Below are 16,573 nucleotides of genomic sequence, written 5' to 3'. Positions count from 1 at the left end.
GGTCATAGGTGCCATCGACCCGCCAATCGCGTCAGAACATCAAGACCGCCTTTCCACGGGCAGGAGATCAAGGCACTATAGGCCGTTGGTTTCGCCTTCTGGATCACGGCGATGTTGGAAATCCCGGAAGATCGATGCGAGCGCCATCGCCTGTTCAAGGCGATCGACGATGCCTTCAAGGCCGGCGATTTCGAGGGCCTCGGCGTGGCCTTGGGCGGCTCGCCCTGCTGGTTCGACGAGCGTATGCCGTTCGAACTCGGCCTCGGGCATCCGCTGGAGTATGCGATCTATTGGAGCCCCTTAGGCTTCATCTCGACTTTGCTGGATGCGGGCTCGGATCCGAATTATCAGGATCACGGTGGATTTCCGGCAATCATTGCGGCGCTATCCACCGATCGGGCCGACAGACTGGAAATCGTGCGGGTGCTGATCGAGGGTGGCGCCGATCCTAACATGCGAGGCGTGAACGACTGGACGCCGCTTCACTATTCGGTGGCCATCCGGAGCGTCGAGGCGATCGGCCTGCTTTTGGCGGCAGGCGCCGACCCCGCGCTCGAAACCCGCATCGATGACTACAGGACAGCCGCCGAGGAAGCCGACATTGCCGGCTTTGAAGCCGGCGCTTCCCTGCTGCACGATGCAATGGCCAGGCGCAGTTCCAACCGACGGTGAGTTGGGGCGCGATGAAACCATCGGCAAGCGAGGTCTCGCCTCAAACCTTCTTCAGTCCCGCCTTGAAGCGCTTGCCATTGGCGACGTAGTGCGCGGCCGAGCTGCGCAATCTGGCAACAGCCGCCTCGTCCAGCACCCTCACCGCCTTGGCCGGCGAGCCGACGATCAGTGAATTGTCCGGAAATTCCTTGCCCTCGGTGACCAGCGCGCCGGCGCCAACCAGCGAGTTCCTGCCGATCCTCGCGCCGTTCAGCACGATGGCGCCCATGCCGACCAGGCTGTTGTCGCCGACCGTGCAGCCGTGCAGCAAGGCGCGGTGGCCGATGGTGCAGCCTTGCCCGATGGTCAGCGGGAAGCCCGGATCGGTGTGCATCACCGTGTGTTCCTGCACATTGGTGTCGGCACCGATGACGATCGGCTCATTGTCGCCGCGGATGACGGCGCCGAACCAGAAGCCGGCATTGCGGCCGACGCGCACGTCGCCGATCAGCGTCGCGTCGGGCGCGATCCAGTTTGAGTCCGCATCCGTGAAGCTCGGCTCCGTTCCATCGATCGCATAAAGTGGCATTTTCGGTCTCCGAATCGTCTCAGCCTGGAAGGCTGGAGCCTAGGAGACCGATCGTCCAGGAGGCAATGGCAAGCACGACGACGCCCAGCGCCAACGACCAGGCGATGGCCGTGCAGCCGCAGGACATCAGCGCCAAGGTCGAGATGCGGCGCTCACGCCGGGCGTCGAGGGCGTCGTTGACCAACATGAAGGGGCCCGCACAAGCGGTGGCGAGCAGCGAGCGCAGCAGATGCGACGGCGACACGTAGGGCTCAGTGAAGGCGACCTTGCGGCCCGACACCAGTTCCATCATCGATCCAGCTAGCCCGCAGGCTGTCATCCCGACGACAAAAGCGAATACGGTGAGTTCCAGCGTGCCCATCTTTACGTTCCATTTACCATGAAATTGCACAGTCGTTCCATGAAGGCTGCAAGAGCCGTGCCGCGCGATGTGTGCCGCCCGAGGACACCCAAGGGCGGACGGCCGATATCCGAGGACTGAGATGAAGCAGGCAGCGATCAGCGACGGCCCCCAACTCACCGTGGTCGATTCCATGCTGATGAAGCGGGTGTTCTACGCATTCGCGGCGCTGGCGCTGCTGTCGGTAGCGATCAGCCTTGCCGGCAAATGGTTCGGCCATTCGATCGCCATGGCCGGATACACCGATGACGCAACGATCCATCAGGTGGTGATCGGCAACAATGTCATCGCCGTGCCGGCCAACGTCATCCGTTTCGCCCAGGCCCGGCGCGACGGCATTGCCTCGCGGCTCGACCTCTATCTGCGCTATCCCCAGATGGACGGCTACAGCGAGCCGGCGCGCGACGATTTCAATCACATGGGAGCGAGCAGGAACATCATCTTCCTGTCCTTCGAACAGCAGATGATGTCGCGCGACATGAGCGGCCGCTTCGCGCCGATCTACAGCGCGTTGATCATCCAACCGGGCATTGCTGGCCCCGGCGGCACGACGGTGTACGGCTTCAACGAGAAATCAGGCTACCTGAACGAGGTGCTGGTTGTCGGCAAGCGCCCTGGCAAGGACCCGTTCGTGGCCCGCTGCCTGAGCGGGCCGAGTGCCGAGGAATCGCTGGCGCCCTGCGAGCGCGACGTCCAGGTCGGCGACGAACTCAGCCTCACCTATCGCTTCCCCAGGGAGTTCCTGGGTGATTGGCAGGCGCTCGACGCGGCAATCGCCGGCCAAGCCGCGCGCTTCCTGAAAAGAGGACATTAGGAGGGGAAACCGGGCTGGCCGGCCGCATTCGAAGCGGAGCCGGCCGAGCGCAGGATTACTGGCTCAGGCCAGGTCGATGTCGAGGATCGCCATCGAAAAATTGTAGTCGCCGTCGTCCTCGTCCTTGAAGACGATGCCGAGGAACTCGTCGCCGACATAGACCTCGGCCGAATCTTCCTTGCGCGGCCGTGCCTTGACCTCGAGCTTGGGGTTCTGGAAGACGCGCTTGAAATAGGCGTCCAGCTTTCTGATTTCGTCGGGCTTCAACAGTCTTCTCCGATCATCGGGCTTGCGTCGAACGCGCTTCTGGCACGTCGACAATGGCGATGTAAAGGCAAGCGGCCCGATAACACGGGAACAACCGCCCGCTCCTTCTCACGGCCGGCACCCGGCCGCAGGCAGCGGGCAGATGAAAATCAGATGTCGAAGCTGACGACCTGATCCATCGTCTGCGACGGCAGAAGCTGGTCCATCTGGCGCGACGGCTGATCGCAGCCCGTTTCGCCGACGACGCGGGCCGGCACGCCGGCAACCGTCTTGTTGTGCGGTACGGGCGACAGCACCACCGAGCCTGCCGCGATCTTCGAGCAATGGCCGATTTCGATGTTACCCAGGATCTTGGCGCCGGCGCCGATCAACACGCCGTAGCGGATCTTGGGGTGACGGTCGCCGCCGGCCTTGCCGGTGCCGCCCAGCGTCACGCCGTGCAGGATCGACACATCATCCTCGATGACCGCGGTCTCGCCGACGACGAGGCCGGTGGCGTGGTCGATGAAGATGCCCTTGCCGATGCGAGCGGCCGGGTTGATGTCGGTCTGGAAGACCGAGGACGAACGGCTCTGCAGATAGAGCGCGAAATCCTTACGGCCCTGCTTCCACAGCCAATGCGCCAGCCGATGGGTCTGGATGGCGTGAAAGCCCTTGAAATAGAGCACCGGCATGATGAAGCGGTCGCAGGCCGGATCGCGGTCGTAATAGGCCTGGATGTCCACGCGCACGGTCGTCGGCCAGTCCTTGTCGTCGGCCAGCATCGACTTGAAGGTCTGGCGGATGAGATCGGAGCCGATGTCCTGATGGTCGAGCCGCTCGGCTAGCCGATGGATGACCGCCTCTTCCAGGCTGTCCTGGTTGAGGATGGTGGAATAGAGGAACGCGGCAAGCAGAGGGTCGCGGTTGACCGCCTCCATTGCCTCGTCGCGGATCGAGCGCCAGATCGGATCGACCGGCTGCAATGCGCTCTGTCGGGAAATGCTGATGCTGTTCATCGCCGTCTCGTCCTGCCTCCTGCCGGGCTGGCCTGTTGTGCTCGCCTTGTCGGACCGCACATATAAGCCAGATCATGGCACGATTGAACTCAATTTTCCTTAGTGCAATGTCAAATGGATTTGGTTCGCGGGAATTCAAGCGGCCATGGAAAACGAACCCTTGATCGACGACGCGCCGAACAAGCGACCCTTCCGCGCTTGACCGGGCGGAAAGCATGGCGATCAGATGGCCTGCGAGCCCAAGTGAACCGCGACGTCGATGGCGCCGCGCTACCATGGCCGCTGGTCAAGTCGGCAGCGGCTTGCCGGCCTGTTCGGCCACCATGTATTCGGCATACCAGTCGGGCCAGTTTTCATCGCGCTGTCCGCCGGTCCGAGTCTCGTGCTCGCCATGAGCGGCCGCCGCACGCCGCAGCGCAGCGGCAAATTCGGTCGATGAGGTGAATGTCGTGTCGTGTGCATCCACGCGCCCAGGCAATCGCTGGGTGATCTCCTGCAGCAGCCAGCCGTTGCCGTCCGGGTCGCTGAACGAGGCAAAGGAGGAATAACTGCGCCCCTCCGGATCTCTGCCGCTGATCGGCGGCTGCCCGGGGCCTGCACGGTGAAACACTTCGCTCGCATCGACCCCGCGCGCCACCAGTTCGGCACGTGCCGCCACGATATCCGACACCACGAGATAAAGTCCCTTCGCCGAGCCTGGCGCGGCGGTCGTGAGACCCTTGCCAAAATGGATCGAGCATGGCGAACCCGGGGGCGTGAACTGTATGACGCGAAACGCATCGCCAACGATGAAGTCGGCGTCCAGCCTCCAGCCCAGGCCGCCATAGAAACGCTTGGCCCGATCGGTATCCGAAACGGAAATGATGACGGCCTCCAGCTTCATGTCGATAGTCCCCGGTCTGGAGGTCTCGGTTGCGGTGGTCATGTCAGGCTCCTTGGGTTTGAGTGCTTTGAAAATGACAACATGCGTCCGAGCGGGTGACCGTGTGGATCCTGCTCATGCCAAGCAGCTTCCCGCCATCATGCGAATTGGTCAATCGGCTGCGGCACCATTGCTCCCCCGACGCCTTCCGCTATGGCGTGTTTTGGCCCAGGATGCCGGGAGTATTTCATCGGGTGGATAGTGACGCCGTTTCTGGAAAACGAACCCTTGATCGACGACGCGCTGAAAAGTGAGCTTTCTGCGCTCTACGCCGCGCAAGACCGCCACTATCACAACCTTGCCCATATCGAGGCGATGCTGGGGCTGGCGGGCGACTATCGAGGGGTGCTCGGCGACCCCGAAGCCGTCGAAGCGGCGATCTGGTTCCACGATGCCGTTTATGACAGCAAGGCCAAGGACAATGAGATCCAAAGTGCCGCCCTTGCCGAGAAGAAGCTCGCGGGCCGGGCTGAAGCCGGGCGCCTCGACCGCATCTCGGCGATGATCGTCGCTACAGCCAACCACCAACTGCCGTCGTTTGACGACGCGACGGCAGTACGGGACGCCAATCTTTTCCTCGACATGGATCTGTCGATCCTGGGTGCTGCGCCGGATGCCTTCGATGCCTATGAATGCGCTGTGCGGCGCGAATATCACTGGGTTGAGGAGCCGATGTGGCGGGCCGGCCGCAGCGCGGTCCTGAAGAATTTCCTCGCCCGCCCGCATATCTTCCACACCGAAGAGTTTCGCCGGCGCTTCGAGCCGCAGGCCCGAGCTAACATGGCGCGCTCGTTGGCGGCCCTTACGCCCGCGCTGCCGTCCGCTCAGAGCGGATTTTCGGCATAGAACTCCAGCACGCGTTGCTTGAAGGTCTTGTCCCCGACCGCCAGCATATGGTCCCGGCCCTCGATGTGAAAGGCCCTGGCGTTCGGCATCAATGCCGCGAGTTCGTCGGGCGAACCGCCAATGTCGTCCGTCGTGCCGACGGCGATCAGCGTCGGCTGGGCAATGCGCGCAAGATCGTCCTCGCTCAGCAATTCTCTCGACCTGGCGATACAGGCGGCCAGCGCCCGGCGGTCGCTGCGGGTCTGGTCGGCGAAGGCGCGAAACGATCGCCCGCGCCGATGACTGGTTGCCGCGGGATCGTCGGCGAGCAGGGCCGCAGCGATCGGATCCCAATCGCCGACGCCGTCGATCATGCCGATGCCGAGACCGCCGAAGACCAGCGTCGCCACCTTGTCCGGATCGGACAGCGCCAGGAACGCCGCGATGCGCGCGCCCATCGAATAGCCCATGACATGGGCGCGCTCGATGCCGAGATGGCCAAGCAAGGCGGCGGCATCCGAAGCCATCTTGTCCGGCGTGTAATCGGCCTCGTCATAACTCTTCGACGACGAGCCGTGGCCGCGATTGTCGAAGGCGATGGCGCGGTAACCGGCATCGTTCAGCGTCTTGAACCAGCCCGGCGATACCCAATTGACATAGTGGGTCGAGGCAAAGCCGTGGATCATCAGCACCGGATCGCCCTCACCCGACGCCGGCTGGCGGTCGAGGAAGGCAAGATCAAAGCCGTCATGGGTGAAAACCTGCATCAGCGATCCCGCCTGCGCGCTCAACCGGCACCGCCGTTGGGCGCATCGCCATTGTCCGATGGCGGCACGCCCGGACCAGACGCCGTGCCAACGGCCGGATGGCGTAACAGGTCGCCATACTCGATGCCGTTCCTGGCGGCGGTGCCTGCTTTGAGCTCCAGCACGAAACGCACCGGCACGCCAGGCGAAATGATGGCCTCGGATTGCGGCTCGCCGTGTTTGATCGCCCGGATCTTGCCGTCCTGGCCGACAAAGATCAGATCAAGCGGCATCGGGGTGTTCTGCATCCAGAAGCCAACCTGCTGCTGGATATCGAAGACGAACAACATGCCATGGTCGTCCGCCATGTCCTGGCGGTACATCAGCCCAGCCTCGCGCTCCGCGGCGGTGTTGGCGACTTCGATGGAAAAAGAACGATCGCCGCCTTTCGTCACCACAACCAGCGGCGCCGGATCGACCGGAAGGACCATCGCCCGGCTGTCGGCCGCGGTCGGCCGGTCGGAATATAAGTAAGCACCTGCGGCCACGACCACGGCGACAATGGCGCACAACACACCCGCCGTCAGCCAGTTCCTGTAAGCCATTCAAAATCCTCGGCCGGAAATTGTCCTGGAGCACGTCGCCTCGGATCAGGCTCGTGGGCATGCCTTTGGGCGACATGCATTAGACCACGATCCCGAAAAGTGGAACCGATTTTCTCGGACAAACGGAAACCGCATGTCCAGAGATCATGGTCAAACAAAGAGGAGAAAGAGCGCCATCCCGATCTGTCGGGATGGGCCACTTTTGGGCGACTGAATTAGTGCGAGACCGGCAAGGTCCCCATGTCGGGGTGAATCTCGGCGGCCATAAGGCCTTTGTCGCCGCGCCCGAAACGAACCAGCACGACTTGCCCCGGCCGAAGCTCGGTGATGCCGTAACGGCGCAAGGTCTCCATGTGGACGAAGATGTCCTCGGTGCCCTCGCCGCGGGTCAGAAAACCAAACCCCTTGGTGCGGTTGAACCATTTCACCAAAGCGCGTTCGAGGCCGCTTTCCGGCGTCACCGCGATATGGGTGCGCTGCTCCTGCATTTCGGCAGGATGGACCGCGGTGGTGACGTCCATGGAGAGCACCCGGAAGGCCTGCAATCCGCGATCGCCCTGCTTGACGAGGCAGACCACGCGTGCGCCCTCCAGGGCCGTCTGGAAGCCGTCCTTTCGAAGACATGTCACATGGAGAAGGATGTCGCCCGAGATGCCGTCATCTGGAAGTATGAAACCGTAGCCCTTGGCCACATCGAACCACTTGATGGCGCCAGCGACTTCGAGCAGATCGGCAGCATCGCCGCCTTCGTCACGATGCAAGGCGTCGCCAAGGGTTCCGTTCCGCCCCGTGAAAGAGGCCTTTTCCCCCATAACAATGCCCCCTTATTTTTCAAGAACACCGCAACTGATTCTTGACACCAGATTAACACCGCGGCTTCCGGTGTGTGCAAGACCTGACGTGCCTTTTTTGGGGGAATACCGGATTTGTTCTTTGCCGGCATTGCGCAGTGCCGAACGATTGCCCTTTGAGCGGGTCGACCCTATGTTGCGCCGCAACGCAATTCATCGAGGAAATCACATGCGCTATCTGCACACCATGGTCCGCGTCGCCGACGTCGACGCCTCGCTCGATTTCTACTGCGCCAAGCTCGGCCTCAAGGAGGTGCGCCGCTACGAAAACGAGCAAGGCCGCTTCACGCTGATCTTCCTGGCCGCACCGGAAGACGAGGAGAGCGGCGTCAACGAAAAAGCACCGTTGGTCGAACTGACCTACAATTGGGATCCGGAAGACTACAAGGGCGGGCGTAATTTCGGCCACCTCGCCTATGAGGTCGACGACATCTACGCCACCTGCCAGCATCTGATGGACCATGGCGTCACCATCAACCGGCCGCCGCGCGATGGTAACATGGCCTTCATCAGGTCGCCGGACGGCATTTCGATCGAGCTCCTGCAAAAAGGCCCGGCCAAGGCCAAGGCCGAGCCTTGGGCTTCAATGGCGAACACCGGCAGCTGGTAGGCCTCGATCCGGGCGAAAGATCGCCCGGCAGCCTTTGGCGTTTTGCGCGACGGCACCTATCTACCCGGCTGTCGCGCCAGCCTGGCAAGCCTGGCGCCATGTCAAGCAATGGGCGCCTGCCCTCCCGGAGAGTTCACTTATGCCGACCAGCCATGCCGATGTCGCCACCGAACATGCCAGCCGCTATTTGCAGCAGTTGTGCAAGCACTGGGCGCACAAATTCCCCGTCGAGTTCGATCCGCACCATGGCACGATCGATCTCTCGCTCGGTCGCACGGTGATGGATGCCGATGCGAACGCGCTGCATATCACGGTGTCAACCGAGGAAAACGGTTCACTCGAGCGCCTGGAAAGCGTCGTCGCCGATCACATCAAGCGCTTTGCTTTTCGCGAAGAACTGACCTTCGACTGGACGCACGCCACGGCAGCGTAACCGGCCTAAGCTCCGCCTGCCTGACCGGCCATCGCCAGCAGAGCCAGCACCGAGCGCCAGTTGCGCGAGGTGCCCGGCACCTTCAGCGTGCGCGGGATCAGCCCGGCAAAAACCGATTTGCCGAGCCCGTCCGGCGCGTGCAGGTAAAGCACGTCGCCCTTGATCTCGAACCGTTCGGGACCGGTGCACTTTTCGGCCAGCCGCGCCACCTCATCGGCGGTCGGCTCGCGCTCCAGCACATAGGCGTGGAGCTTCGTGTGGTCCGCGGCCACTTCCGGATAGGGATTTTCGCTCACCAGCCGCTCGAACCAGCCGAGATCGCGCACCATGATGCGCGAATGGAATCCCCATTTCTTCTCGAAGGCTGCTTCGATCTGTTTCGTCAGCGTCGCCGCGTCACCCGTCTTTGCCCGAAACACGGCATTGCCGCTCTGCACATAGGTGGCGACATCGGAAAATCCGAGGTCCTCGAAGAACGACCGCAGCTCCGCCATCTTGACGATGCGGTTGCCGCCGACATTGATGCCGGAAAACAGCGCAACGAAACTTTTTCCCTGACCAGTCATCTGATCATCGATCACTCATATGATGAACCCGGCCAGCGTCTCGTTGTCGGTGATATCCTGGTACTGGACGCCTTCGGCCTCAAAATTCGCCTTGAGCAGGTCGAAATTGCGGCGATCCTTGGTTTCGATGCCGATCAGCACCGAACCGAAATTGCGGGCCGATTTCTTCAGATATTCGAAGCGGGCGATGTCGTCGTCGGGCCCAAGCATTTCAAGGAAATCGCGCAAGGCGCCCGGCCGCTGCGGAAAGCGGATGATGAAGTATTTCTTCAGGCCCTCGAAGCGCAGTGCCCGCTCCTTGACGTCGGGCAGACGCTCGAAATCGAAATTGCCGCCCGAAACCACGGCGACGATCGTCTTGCCCCTGATCTCCTTCCTGGAAAAATCCTTCAGCGCGTCGATCGCCAGCGCGCCGGCCGGCTCCAGCACGACGCCTTCGACATTGAGCATCTCGATCATGGTGGCGCATAGTCGGTTCTCCGGGATCAGCCGCACCATGTCGGCCGGGAAATCCTTGAGATGCCGCAATGGCTCGCGGCCAATCTCGGCGACCGCCGCGCCATCGACGAAATTATCGACCTTGGCGAGCTTCAGGCGCTTTCCGGCAATGAGGCTCTCGCGCAGGCTAGGTGCGCCGGCCGGCTCACAGAAGACGAAGCGCGCTTCGCGGCCCTGATCGGCGAAATAGTGGGTGACGCCGGCGGCGAGCCCGCCGCCGCCGACCGGCAGCATGATGATTTCGGGCATGCGGGCGCCCGGCATCTGGTCTGATATCTCATAGGCGACAGTTGCCTGGCCCTCGATGATGTCCTTGTGGTCGAAGGGCGGCACCATGTGCGCGCCGGAACTTTCGGTGAATTCGAAGGCGGCGCGGTAGCAATCGTCGAAAAAGTCGCCGACCAGCCTGATCTCGACGAAATCGCCACCGAACAGCCTGGTCTTGTCGATCTTCTGCTGCGGCGTCGTCACCGGCATGAACACGACGCCTTTCTTGCCGAAGTGGCGGCAGACGAAAGCGAAGCCCTGCGCATGGTTGCCGGCGGACGCGCAGACGAACAGTTCAGCCTCGTTGCCGGCCGCAAGCGTCTTGCGGAAGAAATTGAAGGCGCCACGGATCTTGTAGGAACGCACCGGCGACAGGTCCTCACGCTTCAGCAGCACCCGAGCCCCGGTCTTTTTCGACAGGTAGTCGTTCTCCTGCAGCGGCGTTTCCGGAAAGATCTGGCGGATCGCGGCGGCAGCGGTGGCGACACGGGAAGAGAAACTGTTCATCGGAAAACCACCTTGCACCGCCTGTTATCCGCAGACCGCTATCATCGATCGGGCCGCGCTCCGGCTGTTTGTTGCAACCGCTGCCGTCGTGCGGCCGATCCCGCCTATTGCATATCCGGGGCCCCGACGCCATTGTCCTGCCTGTCTTGCCCCTCTGCAGCGGGCATTCGCAGAATCCTTGCAAGCACTTGGAGGCGTTTGTTCATGCCTGTCGCATCGGTCGGCCTGAAATCCATGTCGCTGCCGGAATTCGGCGAGCCGACGGTGATGCCGCTGGTTGCGCGCGCCACCCACGAAGCCCGCATCGCGGCGTTGACGGCACTGGGCGCCAAGGCCGGCCTCGATGCCTTCGCCATCTATGGCGACCGCGAACACGCGGCCAATGTCGCCTATCTCTCGGGCTATGATCCGCGCTTCGAGGAAACGCTGCTGGTCATCGTTCCCGGCAAGCAGCCAAGGCTTCTCGTCGGCAATGAAGGCTGGGGCTATGCCGAACTCTGCGACGGGCCATACGAACGTGTCCTCTACCAGACGTTCTCGCTGCCGGCGCAGCCGCGCGATCGCTCGGACGCGCTGCTCGACATCCTCGCCGATAGCGGCCTGAGGCCCGGCCAGCGCATCGGCGCCATCGGCTGGAAACCGTTCGGCGCAGGCGATGCAGGTTTTGGCGAGATGGCGCTCGACCTGCCCTCCTTCATCGCCGATACGCTGCGCGCGCTTGTCGGCGACAAGGGCGCGGTCGTGAACGCGGCCAATCTGCTGATGAACCCCGCCGACGGGCTGCGCGCCATCAACGAGGCCGACCAACTGGCTGCCTTCGAATTCGCCGCAACCTTCACCTCGCAGGGGTTGCGCAATGTCCTGCAAGGCATCGAACCCGGCATGACGGAATTGCAGGCGGCCCGCTTGATGGGCATGAACGGCTTGCCGCATGGCTGTCATCCGATGCTGTCGGCGGGCAAGCGTGCCGCCTATGGCCTGCCCAGCCCGCGCCTCGACATCATCCGGCGTGGCGACCCGATCACCATGGCCTATGGCATCCAGGGTGCGCTCAATGCACGCGCCGGGTTCCTCGCCGAAGAGCCATCCGAACTTCCGCATGCCATCCGCGACTATGTCGAAAGACTGGTCGCGCCCTATTTTGCCGCTGTCGTCGACTGGTACGAAGCGATCGGCATCGGCACCACGGGAGGCACGCTGTGGAAAGCGGTGCATGACCGCATAGGCGATCCCTTCTTTGGTGTTTCACTCAATCCCGGCCATCTCGTCCATATCGACGAATGGATGCATTCGCCGGTGTTTTCCGGCTCCGACATCAGACTGCGATCGGGCATGGCGCTGCAGGTCGACGTCATCCCGGCGACCGGCAGCGCCTATTTCACCACCAATATCGAGGACGGCATCGCGCTCGCCGACGAGCCTCTGCGCGAGGAGATCGCGGCGCGCTATCCCGAGGCCTGGAGCCGCATCGAGGCGCGACGCGGCTTCATGGCGGATGTACTCGGCATCCGCCTCAAGCCGGAGGTGTTGCCCTTCTCCAACATTCCGGCGTTTCTGCCGCCGTTTTGGCTTTCGCGCAACAGTGCGATGACTGTGACCGGGCGCTGACCACATTTCGGCTGGACGCGACTTAGTTCTGCCGCACTCTGGCTGTCCGGGATGTCGCGGGGGTAGGCAGGCCTTTTGGCCGGAGTTGGAATTTCTGAGTGCCTTTGAAGAATATCTTTGCCATTGTCCTTGCCTTGCTCGTCGCCGGCTGCGCCGGTACGCAAACACAGGAACTGCTTGGTAGCGCGATCGTCGCGACGCCGGTGACGGAGATCGCCGGCAACCACAGCATCTTCATCGCGACGACGCGCAAGAAATCCGACGATCCCAACAAGGTTTTCGACGGTGAGCGCTCGGCCACGCTGAATTACGCCCGCGTCACCGTCACGGTGCCAGGCTCCCACCAGACCGGCCAGATCGAGCGCCGGTCGCGCGGCAAATCCGACGACCCGACGAAATATTTCATGGCGTCCGAAGTCGTCGGCTACGACGCACAGCCGAAGTTCTCCAGCGCGCTCGACGCTGACATCGCGGCGCGCGGCGGCCGCGTCATGGTCTTCGTCCATGGCTACAACACCGGCTTCGATGATGCCGTCTACCGCTTGACCCAGATCGTTCATGATTCCGGCTATCCGGGCACGCCGGTGCTGTTTTCCTGGGCCTCCGGCGCCAAGACCACCGACTATGTCTATGACAAGGAAAGCGCCAGCGCGGCCCGCGACCAGCTCGAAGTGACCTTGAGGATGCTTGAGCAGTCCGGAGCGCGGCGCATCGACATCGTCGCCCATTCGATGGGCACCTGGGTGACGATGGAAACGCTGCGCCAGATGGCCATCAGCGGCGACCGCGATCTCGGCGGCAAGCTCGGCGACGTGGTGCTGGCCTCGCCCGACATCGATGTCGATGTGTTCAAGAGCCAGATGAGGCGCTACGGCAAGCCTGACAAACCATTCATCCTGCTGTTGTCCGACGACGATCGGGCACTGAGGCTCTCCGGCCTGATTGCCGGCTCGCGGCCACGCGTCGGCGACTACAAGGATGCCGCCGATCTTGCCTCCTACGGCGTGACCGTGGTCGATCTTTCAAAGGTCAAGGGAAGCGATAGCTTCAACCACACCAAATTCGCCGACAATCCCGAACTGGTGAAGATGATCGGCCAGCGGCTGCGCGACGATGACGGCTTTGCCAGCGATCGTGACGTGACCGATCGCATCGGCCTGCTCGGGAAATAGACGAAATCCCACGATTTTGCCGTGCCTGTTCAGCATTGCCGACGTCTAGGCGCACTTTGAACTGGACCGCGCCGCGCTCTGGCTTTATCGGGATATCCAGCGACGTCATGCGTTTGACGTCCCCCTTTGCGGAGCCGGCGTGTGACCGTGCGTTCGAAGAGCTACCTTGTCGTCGCATTCGCGCTCGCTGTCACCGGCTGTGCCGGCCAGAAAACCCATGATCTGCTCAACAAGACGACGATCACGGTGCCCGCTTCCGACATCGCTGCGACGCATGAGATCTTCGTTGCCACCACCCGGCAGAGGGCAACAAAGAACCCGCGACAGGTCTACGACGGCGACCGTTCGCTGACCACCAGTTTTGCCCGGGTCGACGTGACCGTTCCCAAAAGCCATCAGCTCGGCGCCATCGAGCGGGTCAAGGGATCCGCAAACAGCAATCCGGCCAAGGATTTCACCGCCAAGGACGTGACCTTCTATGAAGGCGCGCCGCAATTCGCCAAGGCGGTCGGCGCCGACATCGCCATGAGCGGCGGACGTGCGCTGGTTTTCGTGCACGGCTTCAACAACGGTTTCGACGACGGCATCTATCGGCTGACGCAGATTGCCCACGACACGAAATATCCCGGCACTCCGGTGGTGTTTTCCTGGGCGTCAAGCGGCAAGACGACCGGTTATATCTACGACAAGGAAAGCGCCAACGCGGCGCGCGACGACCTCGAGGCGACGCTCAGGATGCTGGCCAAGACGCGGGTCAAGAGCATCGACATCATCGCTCACTCGATGGGAACCTGGGTGACGATGGAAGCGCTGCGGCAGCTCGCCATCACCGGCGATCGCGATCTCGGCGGCAAGCTCGGCTATGTCGTCCTGGCCTCGCCGGACATCGATGTCGATGTGTTCAAGAAGCAGATGATCCGCTACGGCAAGCCGGACAAGCCGTTCGCCATCCTGCTCTCGGGCGACGACCGCGCGCTCAAGCTGTCTTCCCTAATCTCTGGCGACAAGCCGCGCGTTGGCGATTACGGCAATGCCGCCGACCTTGCCAGCTATGGCGTGGTCGTGGTGGACCTGACCAAGACCAAGAGCGGCGACCGTTTGAACCATGCCAAATTCGCCGACAACCCGATCCTGGTGCAACTGCTCGGCGACCGGCTGCGCACACCGGCCGCTTTACGAGCGGACGAGCCCGACGCGGTGCGGTTCGATGACATCGGCCAAGGTATAGGCAAGGCCGTCGGCTCGGTCGCCGAGGTCGTGATCACCACGCCGTTCAAGGTGCTGACCGTCGGCGCTGGCGGGTGATCAGCCGAGCGCCGACGGCTGATCTCAGACGAAAAGATCGACCTTCTGGAACGTCGTCACATCGATCAGCCCGACGTCGGAAATCCTCAGTTCCGGAATGACGACCAGTGCCAGCAGCGAGTGCTGCATATAGGCGTTGTTCAACGAACAGCCCATCTTGCGCATCGCTTCGGTCAGCTTCTCGGCCTTGGCGGCGACGATTTCCGCCCGCTCGTCCGACATCAGCCCCGCGATCGGCATTTCGACCAGCGCCAGTTCCTTACCCTTGGAGAACAGCACGACGCCGCCGCCGACCTCGCCCAGTCGGTTCACGGCCAGCGCCATGTCCTGCTTATTGGTGCCGACAACGATGATGTGGTGCGAATCGTGCGCCACGCTGGAGGCCATGGCGCAATCGCCCATGTAGCCGAAGCCGGAGACGAAGGCGTTGGTGACGCCGCCTGTGCCCTTGTGGCGCTCGACCAGCGCGATCTGGCAGATATCGTTGCGGCGATCCATGGCGACCAGCCCGTCCTCGACCGGCAGATCCGCTTCCAGTGCACGCGTCGGCGCCTGGTTCTCGATGACGCCAATGACGCGCACGCGGACCTCGTTGGCGCCCTTGGGAGCCGCGATGTCGAAGTCGCCGGCCTTGAGTTTCTTGCCGAGCTTGACGGTGTTCTTGGCCGTCTTCGGGTAGTCATAGGCCGGAATGTCGATTTCGAGCTTGCCGCCCTTGGCCAGCCTGACGCCACGCGCATAGACCTCGTCGATGGTCATCGCCGAGAGATCCGAGACGATCAGCAGGTCGGCCAGCCGGCCCGGCGCGATCGAGCCGATCTCGCGTTCGAGCTTGAAATGCTGGGCGGTGTTGAGCGTCGCCATCTGGATTGCCGTTACAGGCTTCAACCCTTGCTGGATGGCGTGCCGCACCACCCGGTCCATATGGCCTTCATGGACCAGCGTACCGGAATGGCTGTCGTCCGTGCACAGGATGAAGTTGCGCGGATCGATGCCGCTCTCGGTCACCGCCTTGATCTGCGAGGCGACGTCATACCAGGCCGAGCCGAGCCGCAGCATCGCCTTCATGCCCTGGCGCACACGCGCAATGGCATCTTCGGCCCGCGTACCCTCGTGGTCGTCTTCCGGCCCGCCAGCGACATAGCCATGGAACGGCAGGCCGAGATCGCGCGAGGCATAGTGTCCGCCAACCGTTTTCCCCGCTTTCACGGTCGCCGCGATCTCACCAGACATGACCGGGTCGTTGGCGGCGACGCCGGGGAAATTCATCACTTCGCCCAGCCCGATGATGTTTTCCCAAGTCATCGCTTCGGCGACATCGGCGACCGTCAGCTCGGCGCCGGCATGTTCCAGCCCTGGTGCCGAAGGCACGCAGGACGGCATCTGAACATGCACATTGACCGGCATCGCGACGGCTTCGTCATGCATCAGCCGCACGCCGGGCAGGCCCAGCACATTGGCTATCTCGTGCGGATCGATAAACATCGAGGTGGTGCCGTGCGGAATGACGGCGCGGCAGAACTCGGTGACCGTCACCATGCCGCTCTCGACATGCATGTGCGCGTCGCAAAGGCCGGGAACCAGATAGCGCCCGCCGGCGTCGACCACCTTTGTGCCCTGGCCGATGGCATGGCTGGCGTTCGGCCCGCAATAGGCGAAGCGCCCGCCGGCAATGGCGATGTCGGTCCCGGCGATGACCTCGCCAGAATGGACGTTCACCCAGCGGCCGTTGCGGATGACGAGATCGGCGGGTTTGCGGCCCATGGCGACATCGACCAGCTGCGTTGCCATCTCGGTCCAGGGTTTGGGTTTTGTCGCATGCGCCGATGGCTTCTTGGCCATGAAAGACTCCTGTTTGCCCGACTGTGCCAAGCCGGTGTGGTTTTGACCAGCATCAAACTGGGACCTGTTGCGCCATGACAAAGGCCGTCCGGCTTTT

At 62.7% G+C, this 16,573-nt stretch carries 19 protein-coding genes; 8 read left to right on the top strand and 11 right to left on the bottom strand.

Going from position 1 to position 16,573, the window contains the following annotated elements:
* Positions 1 to 111 precede the first annotated feature (111 nt).
* A complete protein-coding gene (locus AC1D2G_RS27025; protein WP_095090724.1) occupies positions 112 to 672 on the top strand; it encodes an ankyrin repeat domain-containing protein in 561 nt (186 codons plus the stop codon).
* A gap of 40 nt (positions 673 to 712) precedes the next feature.
* On the opposite strand, the gene AC1D2G_RS27020 is transcribed toward AC1D2G_RS27025, so the two are convergent.
* Both AC1D2G_RS27020 and AC1D2G_RS27015 read right to left on the bottom strand, forming a co-directional pair.
* A complete protein-coding gene (locus AC1D2G_RS27020; RefSeq protein WP_477417826.1) occupies positions 713 to 1,240 on the bottom strand; it encodes a gamma carbonic anhydrase family protein in 528 nt (175 codons plus the stop codon).
* Between the two features lie 19 nt (positions 1,241 to 1,259).
* Positions 1,260 to 1,601 (bottom strand): DUF6949 family protein, encoded by a 342-nt coding sequence (locus tag AC1D2G_RS27015; protein ID WP_457152792.1) that lies wholly within the window; start codon positions 1,599 to 1,601, stop codon positions 1,260 to 1,262.
* A 121-nt stretch (positions 1,602 to 1,722) separates the two neighbouring features.
* On the opposite strand from AC1D2G_RS27015, the gene AC1D2G_RS27010 reads away from it, so the two are divergent.
* Positions 1,723 to 2,454: a hypothetical protein gene (locus AC1D2G_RS27010; RefSeq protein ID WP_477306185.1), complete on the top strand. Its 732-nt coding sequence runs from the start codon at positions 1,723 to 1,725 to the stop codon at positions 2,452 to 2,454.
* Between the two features lie 63 nt (positions 2,455 to 2,517).
* Here AC1D2G_RS27010 and AC1D2G_RS27005 read toward each other — a convergent pair whose 3' ends face one another.
* From AC1D2G_RS27005 to AC1D2G_RS26995, 3 genes are all read right to left on the bottom strand, one after another.
* Positions 2,518 to 2,721 (bottom strand): DUF3126 family protein, encoded by a 204-nt coding sequence (locus tag AC1D2G_RS27005; protein WP_006200852.1) that lies wholly within the window; start codon positions 2,719 to 2,721, stop codon positions 2,518 to 2,520.
* A gap of 149 nt (positions 2,722 to 2,870) precedes the next feature.
* Positions 2,871 to 3,719 carry a serine O-acetyltransferase gene (gene cysE, locus AC1D2G_RS27000; RefSeq protein WP_095091679.1) on the bottom strand — a complete coding sequence of 283 codons (849 nt, stop codon included), beginning with the start codon at positions 3,717 to 3,719 and terminating at the stop codon, positions 2,871 to 2,873.
* A gap of 286 nt (positions 3,720 to 4,005) precedes the next feature.
* A complete protein-coding gene (locus AC1D2G_RS26995) occupies positions 4,006 to 4,644 on the bottom strand; it encodes a VOC family protein (protein ID WP_477417824.1) in 639 nt (212 codons plus the stop codon).
* Between the two features lie 210 nt (positions 4,645 to 4,854).
* Between AC1D2G_RS26995 and AC1D2G_RS26990 the strand changes: the two genes are divergently transcribed.
* Positions 4,855 to 5,487, top strand: a complete 633-nt coding sequence (locus AC1D2G_RS26990; RefSeq protein ID WP_477417962.1) for an HD domain-containing protein — start codon at positions 4,855 to 4,857, stop codon at positions 5,485 to 5,487.
* Here the strand turns inward: AC1D2G_RS26990 and AC1D2G_RS26985 are convergent.
* The 3 genes from AC1D2G_RS26985 to AC1D2G_RS26975 all read right to left on the bottom strand — a co-directional run bounded on the left by AC1D2G_RS26985 (position 5,466) and on the right by AC1D2G_RS26975 (position 7,629).
* Positions 5,466 to 6,233: an alpha/beta fold hydrolase gene (locus AC1D2G_RS26985; protein WP_457152796.1), complete on the bottom strand. Its 768-nt coding sequence runs from the start codon at positions 6,231 to 6,233 to the stop codon at positions 5,466 to 5,468. The two genes, AC1D2G_RS26990 and AC1D2G_RS26985, sit on opposite strands and share 22 nt — an antisense overlap.
* A gap of 20 nt (positions 6,234 to 6,253) precedes the next feature.
* Entirely contained in the window at positions 6,254 to 6,817 is a 564-nt protein-coding gene (locus AC1D2G_RS26980; protein ID WP_477417822.1) for a DUF192 domain-containing protein, read from the bottom strand.
* A 215-nt stretch (positions 6,818 to 7,032) separates the two neighbouring features.
* The gene (locus AC1D2G_RS26975; protein WP_457152787.1) at positions 7,033 to 7,629 is read right to left on the bottom strand and encodes a cold-shock protein; all 597 of its coding nucleotides are present in this window, start codon (positions 7,627 to 7,629) and stop codon (positions 7,033 to 7,035) included.
* 208 nt (positions 7,630 to 7,837) lie between these two features.
* Between AC1D2G_RS26975 and AC1D2G_RS26970 the strand changes: the two genes are divergently transcribed.
* A complete protein-coding gene (locus AC1D2G_RS26970) occupies positions 7,838 to 8,278 on the top strand; it encodes a VOC family protein (protein ID WP_477417820.1) in 441 nt (146 codons plus the stop codon).
* A gap of 139 nt (positions 8,279 to 8,417) precedes the next feature.
* Positions 8,418 to 8,711 (top strand): DUF2218 domain-containing protein, encoded by a 294-nt coding sequence (locus AC1D2G_RS26965; RefSeq protein WP_477417818.1) that lies wholly within the window; start codon positions 8,418 to 8,420, stop codon positions 8,709 to 8,711.
* A gap of 5 nt (positions 8,712 to 8,716) precedes the next feature.
* Here the strand turns inward: AC1D2G_RS26965 and AC1D2G_RS26960 are convergent, their stop codons facing one another.
* Both AC1D2G_RS26960 and ilvA read right to left on the bottom strand, forming a co-directional pair.
* A complete protein-coding gene (locus tag AC1D2G_RS26960) occupies positions 8,717 to 9,277 on the bottom strand; it encodes a DUF1697 domain-containing protein (protein ID WP_477417816.1) in 561 nt (186 codons plus the stop codon).
* A 15-nt stretch (positions 9,278 to 9,292) separates the two neighbouring features.
* A complete protein-coding gene (ilvA, locus tag AC1D2G_RS26955; protein ID WP_477417814.1) occupies positions 9,293 to 10,549 on the bottom strand; it encodes a threonine ammonia-lyase IlvA in 1,257 nt (418 codons plus the stop codon).
* A gap of 204 nt (positions 10,550 to 10,753) precedes the next feature.
* Between ilvA and AC1D2G_RS26950 the strand changes: the two genes are divergently transcribed.
* The 3 genes from AC1D2G_RS26950 (at position 10,754) to AC1D2G_RS26940 (ending at position 14,634) form a co-directional block, all read left to right on the top strand.
* Positions 10,754 to 12,157: an aminopeptidase P family N-terminal domain-containing protein gene (locus AC1D2G_RS26950; RefSeq protein ID WP_477417812.1), complete on the top strand. Its 1,404-nt coding sequence runs from the start codon at positions 10,754 to 10,756 to the stop codon at positions 12,155 to 12,157.
* A 98-nt stretch (positions 12,158 to 12,255) separates the two neighbouring features.
* A complete protein-coding gene (locus AC1D2G_RS26945) occupies positions 12,256 to 13,329 on the top strand; it encodes an alpha/beta hydrolase (RefSeq protein ID WP_477417810.1) in 1,074 nt (357 codons plus the stop codon).
* Between the two features lie 141 nt (positions 13,330 to 13,470).
* Positions 13,471 to 14,634, top strand: coding sequence for an alpha/beta hydrolase (locus tag AC1D2G_RS26940; protein WP_477417808.1), 1,164 nt, complete (start codon positions 13,471 to 13,473; stop codon positions 14,632 to 14,634).
* Between the two features lie 24 nt (positions 14,635 to 14,658).
* On the opposite strand, the gene ade is transcribed toward AC1D2G_RS26940, so the two are convergent.
* Entirely contained in the window at positions 14,659 to 16,476 is a 1,818-nt protein-coding gene (gene ade / locus AC1D2G_RS26935; RefSeq protein ID WP_477417806.1) for an adenine deaminase, read from the bottom strand.
* Between the last annotated feature and the right edge of the window lie 97 nt (positions 16,477 to 16,573).

This window comes from Mesorhizobium sp. P2_C7 (assembly GCF_056404515.1).
The sequence above is the reverse complement of the archived record's forward strand: the minus strand, read 5'-3'. Positions and strand labels throughout refer to the sequence as shown.